Origin of the sequence: Qipengyuania sp. 902 (assembly GCF_051195295.1) — a bacterium.
In the GTDB taxonomy this organism is placed as follows: Bacteria; Pseudomonadota; Alphaproteobacteria; order Sphingomonadales; family Sphingomonadaceae; genus Qipengyuania.
In genome coordinates, this window is sequence record NZ_JBNJLJ010000004.1 from 257,967 (window position 1) to 280,657 (window position 22,691).

Consider the following 22,691-nt stretch of genomic DNA (forward strand, 5'->3'; position numbering starts at 1 on the left):
TCAGTGCAGGCGCTCGTGCCCGCCGGTCGAACCGAAGCCGCCGGAGCCGCGCGCGGTATCGTCCAGTTCCTCGACCTCGTCCCATTCGGCCTGCGTCACCGGAGCCAGCACCAGCTGCGCAATGCGGTCGCCGCGGGCGATGGGAAAATCGTCCGTCCCGTGATTGATCATGATGACCTTCAGCTCGCCGCGATAGTCGCTGTCGATCGTGCCGGGCGTATTGGGCACGGAGATGCCGTGCTTGAGCGCAAGGCCGGACCGCGGCCGGACCTGGATTTCGTAACCGTCGGGGATCGCGACCGCGAGGCCGGTAGCCACGGCATGCCGCTGGCCTGGTTTCAGCGTAACGGCCTCGGCCGCCACCACATCCATGCCCGCCGCGCCATCGGTGGCATAGGCCGGCAGGTCGAGATCTCGTCCATGGGGCAGGCGCTTGATCCGTACCCCGATGCGATCAGTCATTATCCCCGTCACCCTCTCCATTGAGGGCTTCTGCTGCCATGCGGACGAGCTCGCGCGCAACCTCTTCCTTGGGCATTTCGGGCAGGCTTTCCACACCGCTGGAGGTGACGACATGGACCTGGTTCATGTCGCCGCCCATCACGCTTTCGCCTTCGGAGAAGCTGACGTTGTTGGCGATGATCCAGTCGGCGCCCTTGCGCTTGCGCTTGGACTTGGCGTTCTCGACGACGTTCTCCGTCTCGGCAGCAAAGCCGACCAGCAGCGGCGGACGCTTGCGCCCGGCGGCCACGCTGGCGAGGATATCCGGATTTTCGGCGAGGATCAGTGCAGGCGGCGCGCTGCCGCGCTTCTTCATCTTCTCGGTCGCGACGCTGCGGCTCTTCCAGTCGGCCACGGCGGCGACCATGAAGGCGGCATCCGCAGGCAGGGCGCGGCGCACTTCCTCGGCCATATCCTCTGCGGTCTCGACATCCACGCGGTCGACCCCGATGGGCGTCGGCAGGTGCACGGGCCCCGTCACCAGCGTGACGCGCGCGCCCGCGGCGGCAGCCATGGCGGCAATGGCGAAGCCCTGCTTCCCGCTCGACCGGTTGGCGATATAGCGCACCGGATCGATCGGCTCGCGCGTCGGGCCGGCGGTGACCAGCACATGCTTGCCGTATAGCGGGCGATGTTCGGGATCGGGATCGAAAGCAGCCTGACCTGCCAGCGGCGATTCGTCGAAGCTGACCGAAACGCTCTCGGCTTTCACGTCGAGCGGCTGCGGGGCCGACCGCATATCCTGCCTGGCAACGGTGTGGTTGAGAGCTTGCGCGTCGATCGGCGGCGCAGCCGAGGCCCCGCCCTTGCTGGCGAGCAGCGAGGACGCAGCACCCGGATCGAAGGCGATTTCTTCTTCCGGAAGATCTTCGAGGAGGTCTTCCTCTTCAGCGACCGGTTCATCCTCCCGCTCCGCTGCGAATTCTTCCTCGATTTCCTCGTGAGTGCGCTGCTTGGTGCTGCGCGGAATGATCATCGACAGCAGTCCGCCAAGGCCGCCGCCGCTCTGTTCGACTTCCTCTTCGGCTTCGGGCTCGAGCGCCTCGAAGATATCGCCCTCTGCTTCGGGCTCTTCCCAAACGTCGTCTTCGACCGGCGCGGCAAGCTGCGCAGCGGCGGGCGCGGGCAATTCGGGCACGTCGATATCGAGGTCGAGCTCCTCGGCAATGCGCGCAAGGATCGCGGCAGGCTCGGGCAGGCGCCCGGGACCGAATTCGCCGCAGGCCATCGCGCCCTCGTCCGGGTCCATCACCGCGACACCGGCCTGGCGGAGCCAGTCGGCATTGCGCTGGGTTGCCGAATGCTCCCACATCCGCACGTTCATCGCAGGCACGGTCAGCACCGGCTTGTCGGTGGCAAGGATAAGCGTGGTTGCCAGATCGTCGGCGATGCCGGCGGCCATCTTGGCGAGCAGATCAGCCGTCGCCGGGCACACGACCACCAGATCGGCCTCGCGGCTCAGTTGGATATGGCCCATCTCGACCTCGTCCTTGAGATCGAACAGCGAGGTATAGACCTTGTTCTCGCTTAAGGCAGCGAGCGCCATGGGAGTGACGAATTGCTGGCCGCCTTCGGTCAGCACGCAGGTCACCTTGCCGCCCGCCTTGCGGATCATGCGCACCAGTTCGCAAGACTTGTAGGCGGCGATACCGCCCCCGATCACGAGCAGGATGTGCGGCCCGCTCACGTCGGCATCCCGCTCGCTGGCTTGGCTCGCGCCTGCGTGGGCGCGGATCGGCGAATGCATTCCCATCGTGTCATCAAGCGCTAGCTAGCGCCCCCCGTTCGTCATGGCCAGCGCGCAGCGCGGGCGGATTGCGGGATTACGCGTAGCCGCCTATGGTAAAGAAAGGGGAAACGGAGGGACCGATGCATGTCATCCTGAGCGCAATCATCCTGATACTGGCGATTATCGATCTGGTGATCGGCACGGGTTTTCTCGTGAATCCCGCCACGTCGGGCGCGGATTTCGGCCTGTCGGTCGCGAGCACGCATGGCAGTTCGACCCTGCGCGGGGACATGACCGCCTTCTTCTATATCAGCGCATTGTCGATGGGCTGGGGTGCATGGCGGCGACGCGGCGATGTGCTGCTGCCCGCGCTCGGCCTGTTCCTCATCGCCTTCACCGGCCGGTTCATCAATCTCGTGATCGAGGGGCCGTACGAAGGCTGGATGGTGCCGATGGGAGTCGAGGCGCTGCACATCGCCGTGCTCGCCTATGCCATAAAGCTGTGGGGCTGGCCGAAGCATTCGACTTGATGCGGCTCAGCGCGCCGATCTGACGAGCGAGCGCAGCGCCATTGGCAGGAATGCCAGGCCGACGAACATGGCCGGGGCGACGACCGCGCCCCAGTAGAAGTTGTTCTCCCGACCAGCGAGCATAAAGGCGAGGCCGTAGCCGAGATAGAGGAACGTACCGGTCGTCCCGGCGGGCGATTTCCACCCTGCCCAGCCGAGCGCGACCAGCATCCCCGCCCATAGCTCGTGCAGCACGAAAAAGGCGCGATTGAGGCCGAGCGAGCCGCCCATGAGCATGAGCGCAGTCCCGAGGATCCGGACGCGAGCACCGCCCGGCTCGTCGCCCAGCCTGCGCCACCACGCCCAGACGGTGGCGAACAGTAGGGCGATCGCCACAACGATCATGCCGGTCTTGCCAAGCCAGGCGTGGATGTAGGCGAGCGTCGGCAGGCGTACCGTTACGCCGGGTCGCAAGGGATAATCGCTCGCGCGCTGTTCCTCGATGATGAAGTCGTAATAGCTCTCGCCGCCCCCGATCCGCCCGATCACGCGGTCGTAGAACGCGAGATCCTTATCGCGTTCGGGCCTTGCGTCGGGATCGGTCGGTGCGTTTTCGCCGGGCTGCGACATTTCCGGCACTTCCGCAGGCGCGCCATTCTGTGTCGCCGTGAGCGGAGTGAGCGCCGCCAGCACCAGCAGCACCGCCACGACCGCCAGAAGCACGCGTGCAGGCCATGGGCCCCAATGCGTGAAGCGGTCCCATGCGGGCGCCGCTGCGCCGTCCGTCAGCCGATCAGTCCCTGCGTCACTGCCGCCCATGCAGCCAGACCCCCTCCGAGTGCCGCCAGCACATAGCCCGGCCAGCCGCGTCCGCGCTCCTTGCGTTCGCGCCTTTCCCACATCAATTCGATATCGGGCAGCGGCGGCGGTTCGGGCGCGCCGCCCTTGGGCGGGAAGCGATCCTCGATCCGGCGCACGAGGTCCGGAATGCGCAACAGTGTTTCCGTGTCAGTGCGAATGCGGTCGGCAATGGCGGCTTCGGGGCCCAGCTCGTCGCGAATCCAGCTGCGAACATAGGGCGCGCTGGTATCCCACATATTGATGCCGGGATTGAGCTGCGTCGCGATGCCTTCGACCATCACCATGGTCTTTTGCAGCAGCAACAGGTGCGGCTGAGTCTGCATGTCGAAATCGCGGGTGATGGCGAACAGCCCGTCGAGCATTTGGCCGACCGAAAGCTCGCTCACCGGCTTGCCGCGCATCGGCTCGCCCACCGCGCGCAAGGCCGTCGCGAACTCGTCGACATTGTGATAGCTCGGCACATATTGCGCTTCGAAATGGATTTCGGCGACGCGGCGGTAATTGCCGGTCGTCAGGCCGTAGAGGATTTCCGCCAGCCACATGCGCGCCTGCCGGTCGATCCGGCCCATGATGCCGAAATCGATCGCGGCAATGGTTCCGTCCGGCTTCACGAACAGGTTCCCCTGGTGCATGTCTGCGTGGAAGAAGCCGGCGGCGATGGCCTGCTTGAGGAAAGCCAGCACAAGGCGGCTGGCCAGCTCGTTCGCATCGTGGCCCGCAGCGCGGATCGCCTCGGTATCGCTGATCTTGACGCCGTCGATCCAGTCGACCGTCATCACCCGGCCATTCGTGCGGTCCCAGTCGATGCCGGGGATCTCGTAGCCCTCGGTGCCGACCATGTGCTCGGCCAATTCAGAGGCGCTGGCAGCCTCGCGCCGCAGGTCGAGCTCGCGATTGGTCCAGCGCTTGAAATTGGCGATGACGAGGCGCGGACGCAGGCGCGCGGCCTCTCCGCCGAAGCTTTCGAGATGGGCGGCGGCCCATTCGTAGGTCGCGATATCCTTGGCGAACCGCTCGCGCACGCCGGGGCGCAGGACCTTGACGGCGACCTGCCGACCCTCGGTCGTGACCGCACGGTGGACCTGCGCGATGGAGGCTGCGCCGACGGGCGCGGGGTCGAATTCGGCATAGAGGTTCTCGAGCGGCTGCTCGAAGCTCGACTCGATGCTCTGGCGGATCAGCTCGAAGTCGACCGGCGGGAGATCGTCTTGCAGCTTGAGCAGATTGCGCGCCGCATCCTCGCCGACCAGATCGGGGCGGGTGGCGAGGGTCTGGCCCAGCTTGATGGCAGCCGGGCCGATCTCGCGGAAAGCCCCGGCGTAATCCGGCTCGCGCGACTTCATCGTGCCGATGCTGAAGATGCCGATCAGGCGCTTGACCGGAACCGGCGTATTGGGATCGTTCTGGATGCCGCGCAGCGCACCGTGACGCGCAAGGATGCGCGCCCACTTGCCGAGCCGGAGAATGTGAGTGAGCGGTCTCGCCACCCTAAACCTTCCACCCCGAATGGATGTTCACCGCACCGCCGAGGATCGATTCCACCCGCGTATTCTCGAACCCTGCATCGCGGATCATCGCTTCGAATTCGGCAGGCTTGGGAAAGCGGCGGATCGATTCGGCGAGATAGCGGTAGCTGTCCTCGTCATTGGCGATCGCCTTGCCTAGTCGCGGCATGATCTTGTGCGAATAGAGGTCGTAGACGTCCTTGAAGCCTGGCCAGTCCGTCTGGCTGAATTCGAGGCAGAAGAACCGTCCGCCGAATTTCAGCACCCGGTGCGCCTCGCGCAGGGCCCTGTCGATGTGGGTGACGTTCCGGATGCCGAAGGCGATGGTATAGGCGTCGAAGATGCGGCTGGAGAAGGTCAGTTCCTCGGCGTTCTGACGCGACCACACGAGCCCGTCGATCCCGCGCTCCATCGCGCGTTCGATGCCGACGTCGAGCATGTCCTGGTTGATGTCGCTGACGGTCACGCTCGCGCCCCGTTCGGCCAAGCGAAAGGCGATGTCGCCCGTGCCGCCCGCCATGTCGAGGATCGCCTCGCCCTCCTGCGGCTTCACGCCCGCGACGAAGCGGTTCTTCCAGAGGCGGTGCATGCCGCCCGACATGGCATCGTTCATGATGTCGTATTTAGCGGCGACGCTGGAGAAAACCTCGCCCACGCGGCCGGTCTTCTCGGTCGCGTCGATGTCTTCGTAGCCGAAGGAAACGGTGTCGTTCATGGCGGTGGGCTTTAGGGAGTGATTGCGGGCTAGTCTATGAGTTGGTTTTCTGCGTGCGGAAAGCGCATCCGCGCTTCCCTTGCTGTTCCGTCCCGCTCCCCCTCCCGACCACCCATAGAATACCGTGCCGTGGGTGGTCGGGAGGGGGAGCGGGACGGAACAGGGCGCAGCGACCGCAGGGAGCGAATAGACGCCACTAAGACTCCCTGTTACTCGACCCTCACCATGCCCGAACTCCCCGAAGTCGAAACCACCGTCCGCGGGCTTGCGCGGTTTCTCGAAGGCGAGACCATCACGCGCGTGACCGTGAACCGGCCCGACATGCGCCGCCCCTTCCCTGCCGGTCTGGTACAGGCGCTGACCGGGGCGAGCGTCACGCATCTCACGCGCCGGGCGAAATACGGACTGATCCACACCAGCCGCGACCATGCGATGGTGTTCCACCTCGGCATGAGCGGGCGCTGGCGGATCGACCCGGAGGCCGAGGACAAGCACGATCACCTGATCCTGGAGACGGCGCACAACCGCTTTGCGCTGAACGATCCGCGCCGCTTCGGTTCGGTCGACCTGATGACAACACAAGAGCTGGTGACGTGGAAGCCCTTCGCTGCGCTGGGGCCGGAGCCGCTGGGCGATGCGTTGACCGCTGAGCACCTGCGCGAGGCGACGCGCGGGCGCAAACAGGCGATCAAGCTGCTGCTGCTCGACCAGCGGATCGTGGCGGGCCTCGGCAATATCTACGTCTGCGAGGCGCTGTGGCGCAGCGGGATCAGCCCGCGCAAGGCCGGCGGCAAGGTGACCATGCCGCAACTGCGCCGCCTCGTCCCGGCGATCCGCGAGGTACTCGAACAGTCAATCCGCGACGGCGGCAGCACTTTGCGCGATTTCGCCCAGCCCGACGGCAATCTCGGCTATTTCGCCACCCGCTTCCACGTCTACGGCCGCGAGGGCGAGGCCTGCCACCACGAGGACGGCGGCACGATCCGACGCATCGTGCAGGGCGGGCGCAGCACGTGGTTCTGCCCGGTTTGTCAGAGGTAGCGCAACGAGCGCCCAATCCCCTGGCTATTATGCGTTGTTCGGAATTTCATCCTGATAAACGATGATGGAACTGCCTTCTTTAAGCGCATGAGTTGCGGCAGCACGAAGCGTTTCGTCAGCAATTTCAGCGGTGTCGGTCGACACTTCCTTGGATCGTTTAACCTTAACGAATTGCCATCCTTGTTTTTCTACGCAATCTAGGGCGGGTCGCCGAGATTCATCTAAGTCATCTTCCCGAACGAAAACTAGAAGGGCGTGTCTTGCGCCTGACCGATATTGGCACTCAGTGCCAGCGACCGCTTCCATTAGAAACATAAAAAGCGAAGCCTGCATCACTGCTCCAGTCTATCGAGTTTTCGTACTGTATTGGCCGAGGTTACAGCGAGCCTGTAGAAACAAGGGCTCACAAATCCAGCGCCGCATACTCGCGCGGCGGGGGCAGGCCTTCCATCTTCTCGGCGAGCAGCGGGCGGAAGCTCGGGCGGCTCTTGATCACCATGTACCAGTCGTGCGCCTGTTCGTGGCCCTTCCAGTCCATCGCGCCGAGATATTCCACCACCGAAAGCTGCGCCGCGCAGGCGAGGTCGGCGAGGCTCAGCGTCGGCCCCGCAAGCCACTGGCGCGTGTCCACCAGCCAGTCGATATAGTCCAGGTGGCCGTGCAGCAGGCGGCCCATCTGGCGCAGCACCTGCGCATCGGGCGACTGGCGCAGGACGATGCGCTTCTTCATCTTTTCGTGCAGCGCGGGCGCGGTGACGTCGGCATAGAGGTTTTCGTCGAACAGCGCGACCAGCCGGCGGATTTCCGCGCGTTGCAACGCCGATCCGTTGATCATCGGATTGCGGTCGACCGTTTCCTCCAGCAGCTCGCAGATCGCGCGGCTGTCGGCGAGCGCGATGCGGCGGTCGGGATCATGCAGCACAGGGGTGCGGCCCGCCGGGTTCAGCTGCCAGAACTCGTCGCGCCCTTCCCATGGGTTCTCGCGCACCAGCTCATAGGCGACGTTCTTCTCGCTCATGAGCAGGCGCAGCTTGCGACTGAAAGGACACAGGGGGAACTGGTAGAGCTGCCACATCGGTCCCCCGCTCATGCACCAGTGCGAGTCGCGCGTCCACCACGGCGGCGCGCGAAGACCCTAAATTTCCAGTGGATCGGTGGCGGTTCAGTCCTTCGGGAGCGCTTCACGCATCCGGCGGGCCATGTCGCGCAGCGCGGGCGTCATTTCGGACAGCCCTTCGGCAAGCCCGCCCATCGCCTGCATGGCGCGGGGTACGACGACGGCGACTTCCTCGCTCAAGCGGCCCGCATCGGGTGCGACCTTGCGCAGGGTGAGGTCAGGATCGATTTCCTCGGCCTTCTCCCCCGCCATGTCGGCCGCGGCCTTGGCCAGCGGAGCGATCGGCAGGTCGAGCAGCACTTCGGTCATGGTCTGGAGCATCAGCGCCATATCGCGCTGCCGCTCGGGATCGCGCATCTCGTCCGCCATGTCGGCGAGCGGCAGGGTTTCGGGCGAAGCGTCCACGTCCGGCGCATCGTAATCCTGCGCGGCGGCAGGAGCGGCAGTCACCGCGAACGCGGCGGCAAGAGGCAGGATGGCGTTACGCATGGTCATTCCCCGAAATTACGTCGCGCGGTGTTTACCGCATTCGCACTGAGTCTGCCATGAACGGGCTCAGACGCCCGAGGCTTCCAGCAGCAGCAGGCAATTCGGCATCATCGCCTCGCGCGATTCCAGCCCTTCCTGCATCAGCGTCATCGTGGTTTCGAAGGCAAGCTTGTTCGCCTGTTCGCGGGTGAGATCGTGATCGTCCATCAGCCCCGCCATCGTCCGCACGAAGAATTCGCGCCCGCGCGGCTCCATCGCGGGATAGGCGGCGGCGCGCGCATCGCCTTCCGCCTGGCCCTTGGCGATCAGTCCGAATGCGACTCCGCAGCGCAGGCTGCTGCGCTGTTCGAGCGTAAGGGTGGGCAGCGCGGCTTCGGCAGTGGCAGAGGCAGCATCAAACGCATCTTGCGCGGCGAGCGGGAACGATGCGAGGGCAAGGCCGGCGGCGAGAAGCAGTTTCGTCATGCCGCGGCTCTATATCCCCTCGCCTGAATGGCGGGCAACCGTGCTTGCGGGGCCCCGCCGCTTTGCCTAGGTCCGCAGTCGAACAGGAGACACGAATTATGAAAACCCGCGCCGCCGTAGCCTTCGAAGCGAAACAACCGCTCGAGATCGTCGAACTCGATCTGGAGGGCCCCAAACCGGGCGAGGTGCTGGTGGAAATCATGGCAACCGGCATTTGCCACACGGACGCTTATACCCTCGACGGGCTGGACAGCGAGGGGCTTTTCCCCAGCGTGCTCGGCCACGAAGGCGCCGGGATCGTGCGCGAAGTTGGCGCGGGCGTCACCAGCGTGACACCGGGCGACCACGTGATCCCGCTCTACACCCCCGAATGCCGCCAGTGTAAAATGTGCCTCAGCGGCAAGACGAACCTGTGCCATGCCATCCGCGAGACGCAGGGCAAGGGGCTGATGCCGGATGGCACGAGCCGCTTCAGCTACAAGGGCGAGACGATCTACCACTACATGGGCTGCTCGACCTTCTCGAACTTCACCGTGCTGCCCGAAATCGCCGTCGCCAAGATCCGCACCGACGCGCCGTTCGAGACCAGCTGCTATATCGGCTGCGGCGTCACCACCGGTGTGGGCGCGGTGGTGAATACGGCGCAGGTTAAGCCGGGCGACAATGTCGTCGTCTTCGGCCTCGGCGGGATCGGCCTCAACGTCATTCAGGGCGCCAAGATGGCGGGCGCGGACCGCATCGTGGGCGTCGACATCAACCCTTCCAAAAAGGAATGGGGCGAGAAGTTCGGCATGACCGATTTCGTCAATCCCAAGGAAACGAAGGACGTGGTCGCGCATCTTGTCGAATTGCTGGACGGCGGGGCGGACTACAGCTTCGACTGCACCGGCAATACCGATGTGATGCGCCAGGCGCTCGAATGCTGCCACAAGGGCTGGGGCACCAGCATCATCATCGGCGTGGCCGAAGCGGGCAAGACCATCGCGACGCGCCCGTTCCAGCTCGTTACGGGCCGGAACTGGCGCGGCACCGCCTTCGGCGGAGCCAAGGGCCGCACGGACGTGCCCAAGATCGTCGACTGGTACATGAACGGCAAGATCGCCATCGACCCGATGATCACCCACACGCTCAGCCTCGATGAGATCAACAAGGGTTTCGACCTGATGCACGCCGGCGAAAGCATCCGGGCGGTGGTGGTCTATTGATGGTGGAGAAGGTCGTCCTCGCCGACAAGTTCGCCACCTTCACCGAGTATTGGGCGCCGCGCATCGTCGCTCGTTACGAAGGGCACGAAGTCCGCATCGCTAAGCTCGACGGCGAATTCGACTGGCACAGCCATACCCATGACGAGCTCTTCCTGTGCATCTCCGGCGAGCTGGAGGTCGAATCCCGCGACCGCACCTAAAAGCTGCTGCCGGGCGAGCTCTTACTGATCGAAACGGGCGAGGATCACCGCCCCGCCGCGCGCAAAGGGGAAGTCCAGCTGCTGATGCTGGATCCTGCCGAAGCGCCGAATACGGGCGATCCGGACACGGCGACTGTCGCGGTCGACGCCTGACTGCTTGCGCAGTCCGAAGGTCCCATTAAGGTAGCGAATCGAAACGTAAAGGAGAGAGAATATATGTTCAGTCACGTCATGCTGGGGGCCGACGATATCGACGCCTCGAAAAAGTTCTACGACGCCTGCTTCAAGGCGCTCGGCGGCAGCGAAGGCCAGATCGATCCCAAAGGCCGGGTCATCTATATGCACAATGGCGGCATTTTCCTCCTGACCAAGCCCATCGACGGCCAGCCTGCCAGCTGCGGCAACGGTTCGACCATCGGATTTGCAGCCTCGAGCGAAGACATGGCCGACGCTTGGCACAAGGCGGGCAGCGAGAATGGCGGAACGGAGATCGAGGATCCGCCGGGCATTCGCGAAGGCGCGGGCATGAAGCTCTACCTCGCCTATCTGCGCGATCCGGCCGGCAACAAGGTTTGCGCGATGTATCGCCCGGGCTAAGGGCAACCGATCATATCGTCCCGCACAGGGGTGCTTTGGGCGCAGCGGTTCTTGGCCGGCTGCGCCCTTCGCGTATTGGGGCGAGCCGAAAAGACTATACGACAGGAAATTCACCCATGCCGCTCGACTATCTTTCGCAGAACAGGGCCTACGAGGGCGAGCAATTCGTCTGCTCCCACCAATCGCGCGAGACCGGGAGGGAGATGACCTTCTCGGTCTATGTCCCGCCGCACATGCCGGGGATCAAGCTGCCGGTGCTGTGGTATCTTTCGGGCCTCACCTGCTCGCATGAAAACGTCACCGAAAAGGGCGAGTACCGCCGCGCCTGCGCCGAAAACGGCATCGTCTTCGTCGCGCCCGACACCAGCCCGCGCGGCGAGGATGTGCCCGATGCGGCGGACGAATACGATTTCGGCAAAGGTGCGGGCTTCTATGTCGATGCGACGCAGGAACCGTGGGCGAAGCACTACCGCATGCGCAGCTATATCGAGCAGGAACTGCCCGAGGTGATCGCGGCGGAGTTTCCGATCGACATGGAGCGTCAGTCGATCACCGGCCATTCTATGGGCGGCCACGGCGCACTCACCATTGGCTTACGCAATCCCGACCGCTTCCGCTCGGTCAGCGCGTTCAGCCCGATCGTCGCGCCGAGCCAGGTGCCGTGGGGCGAAAAGGCACTCGGCCGCTATCTCGGCGAGGACCGCGCGGCATGGCGCGAATACGACGCGGTCGCGCTGATCGAGGACGGCGCGCGGCTCGACCACCTGCTGGTCGATCAGGGCACGGCGGACAATTTCCTCGAAGAGCAGCTCAAGACCGGCGCCCTCTCGATGGCCTGCGCCAAGGCTGGAATGAGCCCCGAAATCCGCATGCAGCAGGGTTATGACCACTCCTATTACTTCATCTCGACCTTCATGGCCGAGCATGTGGCGTGGCATGCGGAGCGGTTGGGCGCCTAACGCGACAACTCGAACACCGCGAACTCCGCACGCCCGTTCGCCCCAGCTCGGCCGAGCTGCCGCTCGCCAGCAAAGAACCATTCGCGTTCGATGCGCGCGCCCTTTTCCTTCGCGAGGTCGCGGAAGTCTTTCACCGTTACGTGATGGATATTCTGAGTCGCGTACCAGCTGACCGGGATCGCGCGCGTCACCGGCATGCGGCCGCCGAACATCAGCGCGGCGCGGGTGCGCCAATGGGCGAAGTTGGGGAAGCTGACGAAGGCGCGGGTGCCGACGCGGAGCAGCTCGTCCAGCATACGGTCGGGCCGCGCGGCGGTCTGCAGCGTCTGGCTGAGAATCGCGTAGTCGAAGCCCCTGTCGGGATAGTCGGCGAGGTCGCGGTCGGCATCGCCCTGCACCACGCTGAGGCCCTGGCTCACGCAGCGTTCGACGCAGTCGCCATCGATCTCGATCCCGCGCACGTCGCAGTCTTTCTCGCGCAGCGCCATCATCAGCGCCCCGTCGCCGCAGCCGATATCGAGCACGCGGCTGCCCGGCGATACGTGACCGGCGATGACGGCAAGGTCTGGGCGAATGCTCATCCCAGGAATCCCCCGATCACGCGGTCGAGCGCAGGCACGTCGAGCAGGAAGCTGTCGTGGCCATGCGGCGCGGTGAGCTCGACGAAGCTGACTGCCGCGCCCGCCGCATTGAGCGCGTGGACGACATGGCGGCTTTCCGCTGTGGGATAGAGCCAGTCGCTGTCGAAGCTGACGAGGCAGAACCGCGCCTGCGTTCCGGCAAAGGCATTTGCCAGCTTGCCGCCATGCTCCTCGGCAAGATCGAAATAGTCCATCGCACGGGTGATGTAGAGGTAGCTGTTGGCATCGAAACGCTGGGTGAAGCCGCTGCCCTGGTAACGCAGGTATGATTCGACCTGGAAATCGGCATCGAAACCGAATGTCTTTGCCTCCCGATCCTGCAGGTTCCGCCCGAATTTCTCGGTCAGCGCCTCTTCGCTGAGGTAGGTGATATGCGCCGCCATGCGCGCCACGGCGAGGCCGCTGTCGGGTGCCTCGCCAGCATAGTAATCGCCCTGGTCCCAGCGCGGGTCGGCCATGACCGCCTGCCGCCCGAGCTCGTGGAAGCCGATGTTCTGCGCCGAGTGGCGGCTGGTCGAGGCAACCACCAGCACACGGCTCGCGCGCTCCGGCCAGTTGGCCGCGAGGCTCAGTGCCTGCATCCCGCCCATCGATCCGCCGACCACGGCGTGTAGCGTCTCGATCCCCAGCGCGTCGAGCAAACCGACATGCGCGCGCACCATGTCGCGAATGGTGATGACCGGAAAGCGCATGGCGTAGGGCTGTCCGTCCGAAGCCTCGCTCGCCGGGCCGGTAGAGCCCATGCAGCTGCCGATGACATTGGGGCAGATGACGTGAAAGCGATCCGTATCGATGGGCTTGCCGGGCCCAACCATCCGCTCCCACCAGCCGGGCTTGCCGGTGATCGGGTGCGGGCTTGCGACATACTGGTCGCCGGTCAGCGCGTGGCACAGCAGGATGGCGTTGGAGCGGTCTTCGTCGAGCGCGCCGTAAGTTTCGTAGGCGATTTCGACACGCGACAGCTCGCCCCCGCCGTCGAGCGGCAGCGGATCGGGCAGTGTCAACGTTTGCGAGGTCCTGCTCAAACGAAGCCTTCATTCGCCAAAAAGAACGGTGGTTGGCGGTACCCGCCAGCTTCGCTACCGACAAGCTCAGCACGAAGGGATTTAGAACTCAGCGCTCTAACCGTTCGCCCTGAGCTTGTCGTAGGGCCGTAATTCTTTATGGCGCAGACGCAAGATGGCAGACCGTCCTACCCTGAAACCGTGGATCGAGGCGATCCATGCCTATGTGCCCGGCAAGTCGAAGGCTGCCGACGGCCGCCCGCTGGTCAAACTGTCGGCTAACGAAAACCCTTTGGGCTGCAGCCCAAAGGTGATCGAAACGCTCGCTGGCGGACACCAGCCGAACCTCTATCCCGATCCCGACGCCACGCAATTGCGCGAAGCCATCGGCGCGCTGCACGGCATCGATCCGGCGCGGATCGTCTGCGGTACTGGCTCGGGCGAATGCCTCCACGGCGCAGTGCAGGCCTTCGCCGGGCCGGGCGACGAGGTCCTCTTTTCGCGTTATTCCTTCTCGCTCTACCCGCTGCTGGCGCACAAGGTCGGGGCCGAGGTCGTGCTGGCCGAGGACAATGACTACGCGCCCGATGTCGACAACATCCTCGCCGCCGTCACCGGGCGGACGCGCGTGGTGCTGCTCGACAATCCGAACAATCCCATCGGCACCTTCCTGCCGCGCGCCGAGGTCGAGCGCCTGCATGCCGGCCTGCCGAAGGATGTGCTGCTGGTGGTCGACCAGGCCTATGCCGAATTTCTCCCCGAGGGCGAAGACGACGGCGGCATGGATCTCGCTGCGCGGCATGACAACGTGCTGGTCACCCGTACCTTCGCCAAGGCCTATGGAATCGCGAGCGAGCGCGTAGGCTGGGCGACCGGGGCGCCGCACCTGATCGATGCGCTGAATCGCCTGCGCGGTGCATTCAACGTGACTGCTAGCGGGCAGCGAGCTGCACTGGCCGCCCTAGCGGATCAGGATTTCGTTGCGAAATCGCGCGATGCCAACGCCGCTGCCCGCGCGCGCTTCGTCGATCAGATCGCCGCGCTCGGCAACCACGGGCTGCGCGCCCTGCCGAGCGAGGCCAATTTCGTCTTGGTCGTCTTCGAAGGCGACCTCGAAGCCTCGGCTTCCCTCGATGCGATTGCCGAGGCTGGCTATGCCGTCCGCCACCTGCCCGGGCAGGGCCTGCCGCAAGCGCTGCGGATCACCGTGGGCACGCCGGAGCAGATGGGTGCGATCGCCGCCGTCCTGCGCGACCTGTGCGGAGAACCCGCGTGAGCATCGAGCGGATCGCCATCATCGGCCTTGGCCTCATCGGCGGCTCGATCGGCCTCGCCCTGCGCGAGATGCTACCCGCCATCACCACCACCGGATGGGATGCAGACCCGGACGTTCGCCGAAGAGCATCGGAACGCGGCCTGGTCGGCACCGTCTGCGACAGCCCCGACGACGCAGTGTGCGACGCTCAGCTCGTCATCCTCTGTGTGCCCGTCGGCGCAATGGGCGCTGCGGCGCAAAGCATCGCGGGCGCGCTGCCGCCCGGTGCGATCGTCAGCGATGTCGGCTCTTCGAAGCATAGCGTCGCGCAGGCCATCGCGAAGGCGCTGCCCGATGCCGTGGTGGTCCCGGCTCACCCCGTAGCGGGGACGGAAAAGAGCGGCCCCGAAGCGGGCTTTCCCGAACTCTTCCGCCACCGCTGGTGTATCCTGACACCAGATGACAGCACCCCCGCAGAGGCGGTCGAGCAGATCGCAAATATCTGGCAGGGGCTCGGCGCGAAGGTCGAGATCATGGAGCCTGCGCATCACGATCTCGTGCTCGCGGTGACTAGCCATATCCCGCACCTCATCGCCTATACGATCGTCGGCACGGCCAGCGATCTGGAGGACGTGACCCGCGGCGAGGTGATCAAATATTCTGCGGGTGGCTTCCGTGACTTCACCCGCATCGCTGCCAGCGATCCGACCATGTGGCGCGATGTCTTCCTGACCAATCGCGACGCGGTGCTGGAAGTCCTCGGGCGCTTCACCGAGGACCTCACCGCCCTCCAGCGCGCGATCCGCAATGGCGACGGCGACACGCTGTTCGAGCTGTTCGAGCGGACCCGCACCATCCGCCGCTCGATCATCGAGGAAGGGCAGGACGATGCGCGGGCCGATTTCGGCCGCTCCGACCACTAGCGTCTAGTCGGACCCCTTACCGACCTGAGCCAGCAATTGCTGCGCCCGCGAGAGATGTGGCCGGTCGAGCATGCCACCCTTCCAGCCGATCGTGCCCGCGCCGGGATTGGCAGCGAAGATCGCGACGATCTCCTCGGCTTCGGCAATGTCCTCCGCGCTTGGCGTGAAGGCCTCGTTAATGACCTCGACCTGCGCCGGGTGGATCGCCAGCATGCCGCGAAAGCCCGAGCGGCGGACGGTCTCCGCGCGCGACTTCAGCCCATCCAGATCACGGAAGTCGGCCTGGATCGTCTCGATCGCCGGAACCCCTGCCGTTGCCGCGCCCAGCAGGCAGAGGCTGCGTGCCAGCTCGTAGGTAAAGGCAAAGCTGCCGTCGGGATTGCGATTGCTCGCCGCCCCGATGCTATCGGCGAGGTCCTCCGCCCCCCAGGTCAGCGCAACCAGCCGCGGGGCGCCCTTGAAGTCGCCGGCGTGGAACATGCTTTCGGCCACTTCGGTCAGCAGCACGATAACCGGCGTCGAGCCGAGCTCGATATCGTTCGCCGCCTCCAGCGCGGAGAGATATTTGTCCAGCGTCTCGACGTCTTGGCGGCCGTAGGCCTTGGGCAGCATGATCCCGCCTGGCCGCCCCGGCATCACCGCCGCAAGATCGTGCAGCGTATACGGCCCGTCGAGCGGATTGACCCGCACGAAAATGCCCTCGCGCTTGTCCGGATGCGCGTCCAGATAATCGCGGATCATGCCGCGCGCCGCAGCTTTGTTCTCCGGCGCGACGGCGTCCTCGAGGTCGAAGATAACGACATCGGCATCGCCATCGGCCGCCTTGCCCATCTTCTTCTCACTGTCCCCCGGCGCGAATAGCCATGACCGCATCTTCATCGCGAATGCCTCTCTTGTTTTCCCGACCATGCAGCACACTGTTTGCGCCTGTTTTTCAAGCCACAGCTCCTTTTCGCCCCCATCCGCACTTCGCGCTTGTCGTTGTGCAGGTGATCTGCTGCGCTGGTAGGTATGGTACGAAAGCAGTTCTTCGAGACCCTGCCTGACGGCCGCGATGTCCATAGTTGGCGGCTGGAAAGCGCGGATGGCGCGGGGCTGACGGTGATGGACCTCGGCGCGACGATCCTGTCGCTCGAGGTAGCCGATCGCAGAGGCGAACTCGCGGACGTAGTCCTCGGCTACGACAGCGCCGCGACCTATCTCTCCGATCCATACTACCATGGCGCGGTCATCGGACGCTTCGCCAATCGCATCGCTGGCGCGCGCTTCGCGCTGGACGGACGCACTTACGATCTCGACGCAAACCAGCCGCCGAACGCCCTGCACGGCGGACACGAGGGGTTCGACAAGCGCATCTGGAGCGCGGAGGCTTGCACCACAAGCGAGGGCGACGGCGTGCTTTTCACTTTGGACAGCGCGGACGGGGACGAAGGATACCCCGGCAATTTACGCACCACCGTGCGCTACGTCTGGACCGAGGATAACCGGCTCGTCATCGACTACACGGGGGAAACCGACGCGCCGACACCATTTAACCCGACGCAGCACAGCTACTGGAATTTGGCTGGCGCGGGCGCGCCCAGCGTGCTCGACCACGTCCTCGAGATTTACGCCGATCATTATCTTCCCGTAGCGCCAGACCTGATTCCGACCGGCGCATGGGCCGATGTCGCATCGACGCCGTTCGATTTCCGCAAGCCCAAGCCGGTCGGCCGCGACATTGACGCCCCGGACGCGCAGCTCGCGCTCGGCCAGGGCTACGATCACTGCTTCGCGCTAAACGGCGCCGGCCTCCGAAAAGCGGCCGCGCTGTTCGATCCTGCCAGCGGTCGCCGCATGACGGTCCATACCGACATGCCCGGTCTACAGCTCTTTTCCGCCAACTTCCTCGGCGACAAGCCGATGGGCAAACACCGGAAAAACTACGTCCCTCGCAGCGCCGTCGCACTGGAGACGCAATTCTTCCCCGACAGTCCCAACCAGCGGCACTTCCCCGACACGATCCTGCGCCCCGGACGCAGCTTCGCAAGCCGGACGATCTACGCGTTCGACTGCGTTTAAGTTTGAAATTGAGAAAAATGGTGCCCCATAGACGACAAAAAGGGCACTCAAATTGTTGGGAAATTTCTTTAAGGAGACTTTGATTTCACTTCAGCATCAATTCAACGGCGGCTACGGGCCGACAACTGACTGACCGGGTGTGGCGAAGTGGGTCGCGAAACGGAGGCTCCATTACATCCCATGTTAAGGAATTGGGCAAAGGGCGCGGATGGCGTATAGATTGAATGACTGCATCCCATTTTCAGCAAAGGGCGAGATCTCCAAATATACCGTATATTTAGGTTTCCTAATTATAAATTCGGGCAAAGGAGAAGATCATGCTTCGCTTTGCCCTGTTTGCTGCCGTTCTGGCTTTTCCCTCCGCCGCCAAAGCCAATCCAGGCGCGTCGGCTGGGATGCGCATTTCCCTAAATATCCCAGAGGTTTGCCAGCTAGAAGCGTCTATCGCCTCGGTTGATCGGGAAAGCGGGGTTACTACGGGTAATGTGTTCGAGATGTGCAACGCCAGCCATGGTTTTCGCGTGATCGCGTCGCATCGTACATTGGCGGCAGGAGAAACTGCGCGCATCGTTTACGCCGGACAAGCGAGCCCGCTTGCGCCAACCGGCCTTACCGATATTTCTGTCCGCCAGGGTCCTGGAGCGAAAAAGGTGCCCTTCGTCGTTCAGGCGCAGGGCTTGCGCGAGGAACTGGCGATCAGCCTTGGAATTACGGCCCTTTGATCAAAGGGCACTGACTGTCAGTGTTATCCGGTCGTTGTACCGTCCCGCCGGAACTGAAGCCGGCGGAACTTCCAAACTCATCGGGCGGGTGTTCCCTGAACGAGGAGTAGGAGCAAGATAAGTGAAGGCGCTGATACCAGTAAGATCGACTTGCGCCCCGTCGAAGTAAAGACGATAGGGAATCTCGCTGCCGAAATCGACGTGCGCCAGGTTACCCGAATTGGCGGAAGCGACGTTCACCAAATAAGGCGCGGTACTGAAAATGCGCGCGCCAAACGGTTGTGACCGCGTCTGCTCGGACGTTGACAGTGTGCCGAGATCGATCCGTGCTCCGGATCCGAAGCCGCCACCGATCACTGCGCCTACGAATCTGACTGAGACTGTGGCTGGAATGAGTATGGTGATCGTGAGGTTGGTCCGGTCGACAAGCGCCCCGTTCTGGTCGAACAAAAGCAGTTCCAGCCGATCAGTGTAAGTCCCTGCCGTCAAACCCCACTCGGTAGGTACTTGCAGGTCGAACGGGACCGACCGCCCTTGCGGTCCTACTGGCGCATTTGCGATCTTCACGTCGCTTAGCGAAGTACCGCCGGCCGAAGGGTCCTGGAGAATCTCGATTTGCGACTGTCCGGGCGCCCTGAGATTGTATTCGGGAAAATTCGGATCGACCGGGCCCGTCAGACGCGAGACTCTGATCGTCGCCGGGCAAGGCTTTCCAGCAGCACTGCGTCCGGCGTTGCTGTCGTCTCCGAGTGATTTTCTTATACGCACCTGGAAATTGTCGACGCTCATCGCGCCGGGGGCAATCTCGACGCCGCTAACTACCACCGATTGGTCGGCGCTCGCGAATTCGGGCACGCATTCGGCTGCCATCAGCGATGTGGGCATCGCGGCGAGCGCGACTGGGGTCAGGACTAAGTTCAACTGTCTCATATCGTCTCCTAGTCGCTTTTCGTCGGTACTCGAACCGTCCCCAACCGAAGAAGGCCCGTGATTTCCATCGGCACCTCTATCGTGAACTCCTGCCCCGTATCATTGAGGCGCACGACATAGGTGCGACCCGGAGCCAGCCCGATCACTCCGAAGCGGCCGGCGGAGTTCGTGAAGAATGGCTGCGCTTCGAAGCCTTCGTCGTCGACCGAAGTGATCCGTCCGACCATGAGCGCGGCCGGTTCGTCGCCCGATTGCAGGAAGCCAACTGCACTTACGAACCGGTCGTTGCCAACGACGAATTCGAAACCGCTTCGGTATGGCGGATCGACACGGGCCACACCCGTCCCGATGTCGTAGCCAGCTTCGAGCGAGTCGATATCGTATCGCACGTCCTGCGTATTATAGGATGAGAGGCGGCTGACCACCGCCGCCCCCAATGGTCCGCTGGCGGCTTCGTATGCGCCGCCAGTGAGGCTGCGTCCGGTAATAACGTCGGTGCCCCGGAGCGTTTGATGGGGACGGGCGAGAAGGAATGAGTCCTGGATCGGACGACCGATACCAAATGCGCCATCCGCTACCGCGAAGGATGTGCCGAGTTGCAGTCTGGCGGTCCGGTTATCGGTGACTCCACCAAGGTCCGGTCCCGAAGTTGCAAGCGAGGCGCGCGCCTCGAAACGATTGGATATGTAATCTACTACCCCGTCCAGCGATGTGCTGCCGTCGGACGATTGCGCATTGATCGAATAGCCTAGCGATCCGACATTATTGGTCAGGCTGCGTGACAGCGTAGCGCGCGCCAACTTGCGTCTGCTCTGGTAACTGGCATCAGCCCGATGCCGCCCCCCGAAGAAGTATGAAACGGACGCGCGTACCCCAAAGTTTCGACCGAACGCCGAACCCGTCCCGTACTCTACCCCGGCGGTAAACCGCAGGTTGTGTCTGGTAGAATGTGATATGTCCGCGAAAACGGTGCTCTGGTCACCCGCTCCCGATCGCGAGAGGTAATTAGCACCGCCTAGGATCGAAGTGCGCGGGGAAAGTGATTTGCTGAAGATTGCATTGAGCGAAAGGCTCTCGAGGCGGAAATCGGTCAGATCGCTCACGGTCCGGAAATTGTCACTGTTGTAATCGAAACTGACCGAAAAACGGATCGCTTCTGGGCCGGTACCTGCGACGAGACGGTATCCACCCCGCACGGCGAAGCCAGTGCCATCGCCCGAACTCACCGCGCCTTGCAGATCGAAGCTGCCAGGGATTACCTGAGGCACAAAGCGTGTTTCTGCCGAAACCACCTGCACGTCCTGCGAAGCTTGGAAGCCGCCCCCGAGGATCAGCGTATCGTTCAAAGCTTTGCGGTAATGCGCAATTGCTACGGGATCGTCCGAATACCGTGGTTGCAGGTCCAGTTCCGTCGCCATCACCCCGGCCGCGAAGGTGTATTCGTCCTCCCCGGCCTCGAGTTCGATCGGCTCGAAGAAATAGTCGAAGCGCGTCACCTGTTCACGCCCCGTTGCGTCCCGAACGACCAGTTCGACGTCGTTAGATCCCGCCTGTATTGGCAGATCTTCGAGACTGTAAGTGCCGGGCTGGAGATCCAGCGTCTGATATGAAGTGCCGTTGACGATGACCTCCACGGTGGAAGGGGAGGTCAGCAGGATCTGCCGTCCACCCAGATTTACGACTGGCGCAAACGGGTCAAAAACGCGGCGGCTTTTTTCTAGAGCGACCCCGCCGATGAAGGGGGTCTGCAACGTACCGGTATTGGTCAGCCGAAGATCGCCCGCGCTCCATCGTCGATAGGTTTCAGGCTGGTCGTAGACCGCTCTTAATGCCCGTCGGTAGGGACGATACTGGCCGTTCAGTCCTTCGGCGAGTCCGCCGTCATATTCGAGAACGACGTTCCGATAGCGGGCTGCACCGGAAAGAAAGATTTCGGGTGGTCCGAGACCGCCGGTGTCCCGGTAGATCAGGTTTGCGCTGGCATTAAGATAGGCGCTGAAATTTGCCGGCTCGATCGTCGGCAACTCGGGCTCGGCGGACTCTTGGCGTCCTCTCAGCGGTTCGATAGGGCGGTAGGTCGCCTCGATCGCCTGTACCACAAGTTCTAGGCGCGACATGTCGAAATTGATATCGAATCCTGCAGTCGCCAGTTCCGACGAAGTGACGAAAGGATTCCCCGCTATTGCTTCGCGGAGGCGGACGACGCCCGCATCGTTCAACAGTCTCGAGAGTTGGGTGGTCAGCGACTGGCTTTCGATAGCGGCCGTTCCATCGGGCTCCACCTGAACGAGTACGTCCCCCAGTACACGACCATTCCATACTAGCGGTACCGACATGTCGATCGAACGCGATTGCCGTCCGGCAGCCGGTTCCGTCACCGACTGCGCAACCATTTCGTTGGCGCGCGCACCATAGGGCAGGCCCAGACAGGCGGTTATCAGTGCCAATCGGCTGACCCCGGCGATCAGGCCGGCGGATTTGCCCCCGATCACGGATCAGCCCCCCAGAGTAACGGTAAGGCCTTCCTCTGCCATTGGCCTTTCTGTCGGAATGAAGAACGACCGGAACCGCTCGGGGGCAACTACTCCGACGCCGATCAGCTTCGCCATCTGCTCCGGCGTCAGCTGCATGCTGACCGCGCTTCCATCCTCGGCCTGGCCGCGGATCTGCCACGGCAAGGTTCCTGCGGTGAAGTACCGGGTGCCGCGATTGGCCAGCCGCACCTGGATGCCTGGCTGTTCACCGTTCATCACGGCAGCCACCTTGTCGACCACCGGCTCTGGGGCGCTCCCGTCAGGTATGACATTCACCAATACATTGAAGTTGACGACAACCTGGACTTGCGACTGACCCGGCGAAACTTCCACCGGCACCTGCCTGACCTGCATGTAGTAGACTTCGGATTTGGCCAGCTCAGGATCGCCAACGTACTGCACACGGAATGCTTGTTGCGAGTTGGCAGGCACTACGATTTGGGCCGGGAAAACGAGAAAATCGTCGTCCGCCGGAAATAATTCCAGTTGCCCGTCTTCGCTGATCACACCGCGGAACATCTGGACTTCCACCGGAAACTCTCCGGCCCCGGGATTGGTGAGCTCGACCCGCGCGATGGACTCCCTGCCGAACGGTTCGACATCGACGACCATCGGCGAAATACGGGCTGCCTGTACAGGCAGCGGTGTACTTGCCAGCAAAGCCGCGCTCAGTACGGCGAGAAGATATCTGATCACTGCAACCCCCACTCGATCCTTCGCCGCTCCGG

The 22,691-nt window shown here is 63.6% G+C and carries 26 protein-coding genes; 10 read left to right on the forward strand and 16 right to left on the reverse strand.

Annotated elements, in window-relative coordinates:
• Entirely contained in the window at window positions 1-462 is a 462-nt protein-coding gene (gene dut, locus ACSH0F_RS13555; RefSeq protein WP_435203664.1) for a dUTP diphosphatase, read from the reverse strand.
• A complete protein-coding gene (locus ACSH0F_RS13560) occupies window positions 455-2,254 on the reverse strand; it encodes a bifunctional phosphopantothenoylcysteine decarboxylase/phosphopantothenate synthase (protein ID WP_435203666.1) in 1,800 nt (599 codons plus the stop codon). Before ACSH0F_RS13560 ends, dut begins: the two co-directional genes overlap by 8 nt.
• Before the next feature lie 116 nt (window positions 2,255-2,370).
• Here ACSH0F_RS13560 and ACSH0F_RS13565 point away from each other — a divergent pair, with 116 nt between their 5' ends.
• Complete coding sequence (locus ACSH0F_RS13565) at window positions 2,371-2,760, forward strand: hypothetical protein (RefSeq protein ID WP_435203668.1); 390 nt, start codon at window positions 2,371-2,373, stop codon at window positions 2,758-2,760.
• Between the two features lie 6 nt (window positions 2,761-2,766).
• On the opposite strand, the gene ACSH0F_RS13570 is transcribed toward ACSH0F_RS13565, so the two are convergent.
• From ACSH0F_RS13570 to ACSH0F_RS13580, 3 genes are read right to left on the reverse strand one after another with little or no spacing between them, the layout of a single operon-like run.
• Entirely contained in the window at window positions 2,767-3,558 is a 792-nt protein-coding gene (locus tag ACSH0F_RS13570; protein WP_435203670.1) for a hypothetical protein, read from the reverse strand.
• Window positions 3,525-5,087 carry a 2-polyprenylphenol 6-hydroxylase gene (ubiB, locus tag ACSH0F_RS13575; protein WP_435203672.1) on the reverse strand — a complete coding sequence of 521 codons (1,563 nt, stop codon included), beginning with the start codon at window positions 5,085-5,087 and terminating at the stop codon, window positions 3,525-3,527. The genes ACSH0F_RS13570 and ubiB overlap by 34 nt, the downstream gene beginning before the upstream one ends.
• A gap of 1 nt (window position 5,088) precedes the next feature.
• Entirely contained in the window at window positions 5,089-5,820 is a 732-nt protein-coding gene (locus ACSH0F_RS13580; RefSeq protein WP_435203674.1) for a class I SAM-dependent methyltransferase, read from the reverse strand.
• 225 nt (window positions 5,821-6,045) lie between these two features.
• Here ACSH0F_RS13580 and mutM point away from each other — a divergent pair, with 225 nt between their 5' ends.
• Window positions 6,046-6,861, forward strand: coding sequence for a bifunctional DNA-formamidopyrimidine glycosylase/DNA-(apurinic or apyrimidinic site) lyase (gene mutM, locus ACSH0F_RS13585; RefSeq protein ID WP_435203676.1), 816 nt, complete (start codon window positions 6,046-6,048; stop codon window positions 6,859-6,861).
• A 27-nt stretch (window positions 6,862-6,888) separates the two neighbouring features.
• Here the strand turns inward: mutM and ACSH0F_RS13590 are convergent, their stop codons facing one another.
• The 4 genes from ACSH0F_RS13590 to ACSH0F_RS13605 form a co-directional block, all read right to left on the reverse strand.
• Window positions 6,889-7,194 (reverse strand): hypothetical protein, encoded by a 306-nt coding sequence (locus ACSH0F_RS13590; protein ID WP_435203678.1) that lies wholly within the window; start codon window positions 7,192-7,194, stop codon window positions 6,889-6,891.
• Window positions 7,195-7,264: 70 nt separating this feature from the next.
• Window positions 7,265-7,936 (reverse strand): glutathione S-transferase family protein, encoded by a 672-nt coding sequence (locus ACSH0F_RS13595; protein WP_278329064.1) that lies wholly within the window; start codon window positions 7,934-7,936, stop codon window positions 7,265-7,267.
• Between the two features lie 87 nt (window positions 7,937-8,023).
• The gene (locus ACSH0F_RS13600; RefSeq protein WP_435203680.1) at window positions 8,024-8,467 is read right to left on the reverse strand and encodes a hypothetical protein; all 444 of its coding nucleotides are present in this window, start codon (window positions 8,465-8,467) and stop codon (window positions 8,024-8,026) included.
• Between the two features lie 66 nt (window positions 8,468-8,533).
• Window positions 8,534-8,932: a hypothetical protein gene (locus tag ACSH0F_RS13605; protein ID WP_435203682.1), complete on the reverse strand. Its 399-nt coding sequence runs from the start codon at window positions 8,930-8,932 to the stop codon at window positions 8,534-8,536.
• A gap of 98 nt (window positions 8,933-9,030) precedes the next feature.
• Between ACSH0F_RS13605 and ACSH0F_RS13610 the strand changes: the two genes are divergently transcribed.
• Window positions 9,031-10,137 carry an S-(hydroxymethyl)glutathione dehydrogenase/class III alcohol dehydrogenase gene (locus ACSH0F_RS13610; protein WP_435203684.1) on the forward strand — a complete coding sequence of 369 codons (1,107 nt, stop codon included), beginning with the start codon at window positions 9,031-9,033 and terminating at the stop codon, window positions 10,135-10,137.
• The gene (locus ACSH0F_RS13615) at window positions 10,137-10,337 is read left to right on the forward strand and encodes a hypothetical protein (RefSeq protein ID WP_435203686.1); all 201 of its coding nucleotides are present in this window, start codon (window positions 10,137-10,139) and stop codon (window positions 10,335-10,337) included. The genes ACSH0F_RS13610 and ACSH0F_RS13615 overlap by 1 nt, the downstream gene beginning before the upstream one ends.
• 21 nt (window positions 10,338-10,358) lie before the next feature.
• Here ACSH0F_RS13615 and ACSH0F_RS13620 read toward each other — a convergent pair whose 3' ends face one another.
• A complete protein-coding gene (locus ACSH0F_RS13620) occupies window positions 10,359-10,565 on the reverse strand; it encodes a hypothetical protein (protein ID WP_435203688.1) in 207 nt (68 codons plus the stop codon).
• Here ACSH0F_RS13620 and ACSH0F_RS13625 point away from each other — a divergent pair.
• Together ACSH0F_RS13625 and fghA are read left to right on the forward strand one after the other, a co-directional pair.
• The gene (locus ACSH0F_RS13625) at window positions 10,554-10,934 is read left to right on the forward strand and encodes a VOC family protein (RefSeq protein WP_435203690.1); all 381 of its coding nucleotides are present in this window, start codon (window positions 10,554-10,556) and stop codon (window positions 10,932-10,934) included. The genes ACSH0F_RS13620 and ACSH0F_RS13625 overlap by 12 nt on opposite strands.
• Window positions 10,935-11,050: 116 nt before the next feature.
• A complete protein-coding gene (gene fghA, locus ACSH0F_RS13630; RefSeq protein ID WP_435203692.1) occupies window positions 11,051-11,893 on the forward strand; it encodes an S-formylglutathione hydrolase in 843 nt (280 codons plus the stop codon).
• Here fghA and metW read toward each other — a convergent pair.
• A complete protein-coding gene (metW, locus tag ACSH0F_RS13635) occupies window positions 11,890-12,474 on the reverse strand; it encodes a methionine biosynthesis protein MetW (protein WP_435203694.1) in 585 nt (194 codons plus the stop codon). The genes fghA and metW overlap by 4 nt on opposite strands.
• On the reverse strand, window positions 12,471-13,538 hold the full coding sequence (gene metX, locus ACSH0F_RS13640) for a homoserine O-acetyltransferase MetX (RefSeq protein ID WP_435203695.1): 1,068 nt from the start codon (window positions 13,536-13,538) through the stop codon (window positions 12,471-12,473). Before metX ends, metW begins: the two co-directional genes overlap by 4 nt.
• 175 nt (window positions 13,539-13,713) lie before the next feature.
• On the opposite strand from metX, the gene ACSH0F_RS13645 reads away from it, so the two are divergent.
• Together ACSH0F_RS13645 and ACSH0F_RS13650 are read left to right on the forward strand one after the other, a co-directional pair.
• Window positions 13,714-14,814, forward strand: a complete 1,101-nt coding sequence (locus ACSH0F_RS13645; protein ID WP_435203696.1) for a pyridoxal phosphate-dependent aminotransferase — start codon at window positions 13,714-13,716, stop codon at window positions 14,812-14,814.
• Window positions 14,811-15,716, forward strand: a complete 906-nt coding sequence (locus tag ACSH0F_RS13650) for a prephenate/arogenate dehydrogenase family protein (RefSeq protein WP_435203697.1) — start codon at window positions 14,811-14,813, stop codon at window positions 15,714-15,716. Before ACSH0F_RS13645 ends, ACSH0F_RS13650 begins: the two co-directional genes overlap by 4 nt.
• Window positions 15,717-15,719: 3 nt before the next feature.
• On the opposite strand, the gene ACSH0F_RS13655 is transcribed toward ACSH0F_RS13650, so the two are convergent.
• Window positions 15,720-16,625, reverse strand: coding sequence for an HpcH/HpaI aldolase/citrate lyase family protein (locus ACSH0F_RS13655; protein ID WP_435203698.1), 906 nt, complete (start codon window positions 16,623-16,625; stop codon window positions 15,720-15,722).
• A 102-nt stretch (window positions 16,626-16,727) separates the two neighbouring features.
• On the opposite strand from ACSH0F_RS13655, the gene ACSH0F_RS13660 reads away from it, so the two are divergent.
• Window positions 16,728-17,777, forward strand: a complete 1,050-nt coding sequence (locus tag ACSH0F_RS13660) for an aldose epimerase family protein (protein WP_435203699.1) — start codon at window positions 16,728-16,730, stop codon at window positions 17,775-17,777.
• Between the two features lie 317 nt (window positions 17,778-18,094).
• Entirely contained in the window at window positions 18,095-18,499 is a 405-nt protein-coding gene (locus ACSH0F_RS13665; RefSeq protein ID WP_435203700.1) for a hypothetical protein, read from the forward strand.
• Here the strand turns inward: ACSH0F_RS13665 and ACSH0F_RS13670 are convergent, their stop codons facing one another.
• From ACSH0F_RS13670 to ACSH0F_RS13680, 3 genes are read right to left on the reverse strand one after another with little or no spacing between them, the layout of a single operon-like run.
• Complete coding sequence (locus tag ACSH0F_RS13670; RefSeq protein WP_435203701.1) at window positions 18,500-19,429, reverse strand: hypothetical protein; 930 nt, start codon at window positions 19,427-19,429, stop codon at window positions 18,500-18,502.
• Window positions 19,430-19,437: 8 nt separating this feature from the next.
• Window positions 19,438-21,921 (reverse strand): fimbria/pilus outer membrane usher protein, encoded by a 2,484-nt coding sequence (locus ACSH0F_RS13675; protein WP_435203702.1) that lies wholly within the window; start codon window positions 21,919-21,921, stop codon window positions 19,438-19,440.
• 3 nt (window positions 21,922-21,924) lie between these two features.
• A complete protein-coding gene (locus ACSH0F_RS13680; RefSeq protein WP_435203703.1) occupies window positions 21,925-22,671 on the reverse strand; it encodes a fimbria/pilus periplasmic chaperone in 747 nt (248 codons plus the stop codon).
• Window positions 22,672-22,691 lie beyond the last annotated feature (20 nt).